Consider the following 2,559-nt stretch of genomic DNA (forward strand, 5'->3'; position numbering starts at 1 on the left):
ATCCTGAACATGCTTTGTCTGGTTCAATCTTGTCGGGGAGCTTGTATCCCAGTCACTGAATGGATCATCGCTTTCATTAACAGGTCCGCTCCATCGCAGTAGATATGCGAGAGACATATAATGGTTTCCTCCATCTGCCCAGTCTGTTCCATTCAATCCGTAAATGCCCATTAGATTTTTCATGTTGTTTTCAGAGAGGTCGTAGCTGATGTTTTCATTTTTTAAAAGGTATGATTCAATTGCAGCTATGGTTGAGAAGGCCCAGCAGGAACCTGATCCTCCCTGGTCGCGAACAGGAGTTACCAGACCGTAATCTCTCAGGTCATATGATGACGGCAGGTCGACAAGGAGGGCATCATCAAAGGCTTTTGAAATGATGATTTGATCTTCCAGACACATAAGCAGGCTGTTATCGGTATTTCCTTTTTCATTGTTGATGAATTGCACATCTGTCAGATTCACAATTCCATTTAAATTAAAGAAGGTTCCATTTTCATCGCATATGCCATTTGCTTTGTTGTTGGATATTGTTGTATTGTGGATTTCCAGAAGGATTGCCTTGTTTGATACTGCAGAGCCGAAAGTGTAGTCTCCATGCAGTTGATTGCCATCTATTGTGGAGTTTATAATGAAAACATTGTGGCTTGCCCAGTTGCAGATTCCTCCTCCGAGGGAATAGCTGGAATTTATCTCATTGCCGGATATGCTGGAATTGTAGATTACCAGAATTCCGCTGTAATCGTATATGGCTCCTCCACTGCCGTAGGTACCATTGACAGAGTTGTTTATAAATTCGGAGTTTAGAATTGTTATTTCGCCCATGTCATTGAAAACAGCTCCTGCATAGCTGTCCTGACTTCCTGAAGCGGAATTTCCTTCAAATAATGAATTGTATATCCTCACGAATCCCTTGTCGTTGTAGATTGCTCCTCCGCTTGCAGGATATGTTTTCTGTCCATAGTAGGAGATGTAATCCCTTGCTGTATTGTTTATGAATTTCGCATTTACAAAATTCACAGCACTTTGGTTTATGTAGATTGCCCCTCCATAATAGGAACTACCTTTTGCAAATGTCAGATTTACAAAATTCACAAGGGGGCTTATTGCATAATAGCTCAGTGGAGGGCTTATGAGAAACATTTCATACTCATCATTACCACTGATTATTGTATTTGTGGAGCTTTCGCCAATTATGTTGAGGTTCTTGTTTATGGTCATCTTTTTTGAAATGACATATGTTCCCTCATATAAAAAGATATTTGTTTTTGTGTTTGAACTGTCTATGAATAAGTTGTAAGCCGCATTGATGGTTTTAAATGGTTTCAACTGGGATCCGAGCTCCTCATCTCCATCATAATTGGAATTGACATAGATTGTGTTTGATTCGGAGAGATTGAAGTCATAGGTGAGCATTTCAGACTTCAGATTGATATAATCGGAATAATCGGAATAGATGTCTCCTTTCAAGTTTTCGCTCTCAAGAGAGGTGATTGGATTTCCCAATTCTCCGTTTTCTGTTTCCTCATTGGTTATGGCCGCACCTAAGTCTCCTGATTCGCCATCGGATTTTTGAGTATGGGTTGGGCATGCCATGCTTTCTGTATTGATGTTATTATTGTCTAAATCCGTTTCATAATCATTCAACGGGGTGCTGATTTTCAAATCAGCTTCATTATTTTCATTCAAATAACTTGCAGAATCATCTATACTTGCAATACTTGCGGAATCATCTGTGCTTGCAAAACTTACAGGTAAAACAAGCAGGATGATTAAGAATAATGAAATAAAAAATAAATATTTTGTTTTCATAAAATTAAACTCCATCTCTTATTATTTTATAAAATATACTTTAATTTTTATAAAATTTTATTATATGATTAGTATTATGTTTTTATTATAAAAAAATATTTACATTTTATTTTAAAAATTTTAAAATATATTTTAATTTTCTATATTTTACTTTGGAAATAAAAGGGGTATTTTAATCTTAAAATTAAGCAGGTCGTGATTAAGTCTTATATAAATTATAATTCTTCTTTTTGTTAAAATCCGAAATATTTAATTGTTTGCAGCACAAATATTTTATATGGAGAATAAGTATTTTGGCTTTTCATAGTGATATTTATTCTTATTTTCCTTATAAATAGTGTATTATACTTATTTTTCAATAATTAATATGTATTTCAATTGAAATTAAATTTTACCTATTCTGGAAATTAATATTATTTGGAAACTTTTAATTTTTTAACTTAGCGTTAAATAGTAAAATTAGGTTTTCATAAACTGGTCTTTAACTAAAAATTCAGGAGCTGTTAATCATGAAAATGCTGATAGATGGAGAGTTCATTGACAAGAATGAACATTATGATGTGATAAATCCATATGATGGTGAACTGATAGACACAATCCCGATAGCAGACAAGGGAGATGTGAATAAGGCAATAGATGCTGCAAGAAAAGCACAAAAGTCATTGAATTGCTTAAGCTCAAAACAAGTATCTGAAAATCTTTTTGATGCATGCGAGGAGCTGTCTTCTTGTGCAGATGAAATCGCCCGCC

At 34.8% G+C, this 2,559-nt stretch carries 2 protein-coding genes; one reads left to right on the top strand and one right to left on the bottom strand.

Translation table 11 applies throughout. From position 1 onward, the window contains the following. The coding region (locus QZV03_RS11165; protein WP_296876795.1) for a C1 family peptidase at window positions 1-1,809 on the bottom strand (1,809 nt) is incomplete at its 3' end. A gap of 509 nt (window positions 1,810-2,318) precedes the next feature. Between QZV03_RS11165 and QZV03_RS11170 the strand changes: the two genes are divergently transcribed. Next, on the top strand, window positions 2,319-2,559 hold a 241-nt coding region (locus QZV03_RS11170), incomplete at its 3' end, for an aldehyde dehydrogenase family protein (protein ID WP_296876797.1).

This window comes from uncultured Methanobrevibacter sp., assembly GCF_902788255.1.
In the GTDB taxonomy this organism is placed as follows: domain Archaea; phylum Methanobacteriota; class Methanobacteria; order Methanobacteriales; family Methanobacteriaceae; genus Methanocatella.